The sequence below is a fragment of the Robiginitalea sp. genome (assembly GCF_049588695.1).
In the GTDB taxonomy this organism is placed as follows: Bacteria; Bacteroidota; Bacteroidia; order Flavobacteriales; family Flavobacteriaceae; genus Robiginitalea.
In genome coordinates this window covers 1-2,662 of record NZ_JBAVZJ010000414.1, presented here as the reverse complement: position 1 = coordinate 2,662, position 2,662 = coordinate 1, and the positions used below count along the sequence as shown (strand labels likewise).

Sequence of the window (2,662 nt, the reverse complement as noted above, 5' to 3'; positions counted from 1 at the left end):
GCCCATAACCCTGAGGTAGTCTGGGCAATTTCCATACACAAAATCCCAATAGCCCTTATTTTCGGGAGCTTTCTCCTGAGCTCCGGTAAGAATATGTTGCAGAGCGGTTTAGTGATTGGCCTTTTTGCTTTAATGACACCTTTGGGTGCCATTTTGGGCAACTTAACTGTCCTGCAAAAGATCTACCCTTACTTGCTTGCCCTGGTCATTGGAATGATGCTCCATGTTTCAACGATTATCCTCTTCGAAAGCTCGAAAAACCACACGGTAAATCTAAAGCGTTTTGGAGTTATCGTCCTGGGTATGATCCTGGCCTACCTCCTGTAAACCCGAAAGCCTCAGGGTAAAACCTCGAGATACACCAGCAACCAGTGACTGATGGCACCCCCGAGGACAAAAAAATGCCAGATCGTGTGGTTAAACGGAATCTTGCGAATCGCATAAAACAGAATTCCGACGGTATAAAAGGCCCCGCCCGCCATTAACAAATTCTTCCCTGTGGGATTGAGCTTTTCCAGCAGGCTCTGAAGGTCGATGACGATAAGCCACCCCATAAACAGGTAAAGAAGGATCGAAAAGACTTCAAACCGACCGGTAAAAAACAGCTTGAGTACCGTTCCAAATGCGGCCATCCCCCAGACAGCCCAAAACAAGATCCATCCACTCCCCTCCCGCAGGGTGATCAGAGCCACGGGAGTATAAGTCCCCGCAATCAGGAAATAAATACTGATGTGGTCCAGGATGCGAAGCTTCTTTTTGATCCTGGGGTCGGCTACGGCGTGATATAGGGTAGAGGCTGAAAACAGTACAATAATAGAAATGCTATACACCCAAAGCGCCATACGGCTCATGCCGGAGAGGTCCTGCCCTTTTGAGAGTAGTAACACAGCACCTATAATACCCAGCAGAACGCCGAAGGCATGGGTTCCCGTATTCCAATATTCTTCTTCCTTATAACTAAGATGCCACATAATTCTGCAAGCACTACGACGGGTTTCTTCAGCAAAGGTAGTACTTGGCGAATAATGCCCTGAATTCTAAACCCCTTTTATATCAATTCTAAATACGCCCAAAAACATCTTTTGAAAACCAAGAACGGCCGGTAAGTAGTGCCTTTTTCCATTTAAGGCAGTGTGCCTAACTCACCAGGGATAAAAATCTACTTTGGATAAAACCAAAAGGGTATGTTCACGATCGTCCTGAGGTAAACACTATCCCTGTTGTGATCTTTTCGGCGTACCCTTAAAATATGCTTTCCTTTTGGAATGCTGTCGAGATCCAAAAAAGTCTCGTATCCCAATTGTTTTTGCGGGTTCTGGGCGTATACAAATTCAGGTTTGAAGTCCAGGCTGTCAATGGTAAGGGTATACATATCCTCCAGGGTTTCAAGATATTCTTTGAGGCCATTTCTTCGCTGGGACCAATTGACTGTCCCATCCGAAGCTGCAGAGAAAATACCCCTTTTGTCTTCCTCAGGCTTCAGGTCTTCGTTAAAAAAGAAGACATCATCCTCTACACTGCTGCCATAAACCACGAAAACATTCAGATAAGGTTTCGTAATCACTTTGGAAGGTATTGCAGCGCGGTCTACGAATGAAACATCCTGGTCGAGGGTATCAAAATAATTGGCCTTACCAGCCGTATATGAATTTGTATTCATCTCCATATCCAGGTAATTGGAAGTGCTGAATCTAGTACCGGTCAGAAAAGTCAGCCCCAAATAAAGCGGAATCACAATCCAGATCAACCGTTTCCCAAACCGGGTGTCCAGAAAGTTATAGACCATTGGCCTGTAAAGAACTGATAATGTGAGGTATTTAAACACCCAGTAAAAGGGGTAATAAATCTTTGTGGTCCATTTTTTCCTTTTTAACCACCCCTGTGTCACAAAATCGATAAAGGTCAATATGAGTCCGAAGCCCAGGAATATTATAAGAGGGGTTGCTACCCAGGTCTTGGCCCATTGAGGGACGTCATCCTTATCCATCCATAAACCGATCAGGGTAAAACAAAAAGTAATTACAAGTAACCCCAATAAATAAAAAACCAACAAAAAGGTTACAGCAAAAATGACACTGCAGTATTTTTCCAGGGTTGCTACATAATTATCAAAGGAGCCCACAGCCTTTTTCAGGTTCCTGGTAAATTTTTCACTGTAGTTTAATTTCTCATAGTCAATTTCCCCGGACACATACCTCAATCCAATCGCACCTATCCATAATCCCCTCAGGATGACATGCGCGATAAGGTTAACTGTAATAATATACCAGGAAACCTTAAGACCCTGATAGAGGAGCGAATTGTAAAAATTATTGTCATTTTGAGCGCGCATGGAGGCCAGATCGATGGGATCTATGATCATAAAAAGACCATAAATCGCAAACCCTGAGATAATTAGCTCCAGCTGCCAACTCTCCTGCTGTAAGATATCCAGCCATTTCTTGAATTTCTTGTCATTCGGATCATGGGCCATACCTATGGTTTTGGAGGTCTTTTTTAAAGATAGGATAAAAACATAAGGTGTTACACTACGATCCTATGTGTCCACTGCTTTTTTGCCAAAGTGCGCCCCCTGCCCGGGGTTTTAAAGGTTCGTACGGAGTTCTGCAGGTCGTGGGTCGTGGTTATTTCCTGAATTGCCATTGCCGAACCAGGTGTTATC

The 2,662-nt window shown here is 44.1% G+C and carries 3 protein-coding genes; 1 reads left to right on the top strand and 2 read right to left on the bottom strand.

All coding sequences use genetic code 11. The features are described from left to right. Positions 1 to 327, top strand: a 327-nt coding sequence (locus tag WBV75_RS09760; protein WP_424120432.1) for a ZIP family metal transporter, incomplete at its 5' end; no start/stop codon positions are given. Positions 328 to 338: 11 nt separating this feature from the next. Here the strand turns inward: WBV75_RS09760 and trhA are convergent. Continuing rightward, entirely contained in the window at positions 339 to 971 is a 633-nt protein-coding gene (gene trhA, locus WBV75_RS09755) for a PAQR family membrane homeostasis protein TrhA (protein ID WP_424120431.1), read from the bottom strand. A 188-nt stretch (positions 972 to 1,159) separates the two neighbouring features. Further along, entirely contained in the window at positions 1,160 to 2,473 is a 1,314-nt protein-coding gene (locus WBV75_RS09750; RefSeq protein ID WP_424120430.1) for a hypothetical protein, read from the bottom strand. Positions 2,474 to 2,662: the final 189 nt, after the last annotated feature.

Coding starts and splice junctions, on each gene's coding strand:
- trhA (WP_424120431.1), bottom strand. CDS start 971: ATGTGGCATCTTAGTTATAAGGAAGAAGAATATTGGAATACGGGAACC.
- WBV75_RS09750 (WP_424120430.1), bottom strand. CDS start 2,473: ATGGCCCATGATCCGAATGACAAGAAATTCAAGAAATGGCTGGATATC.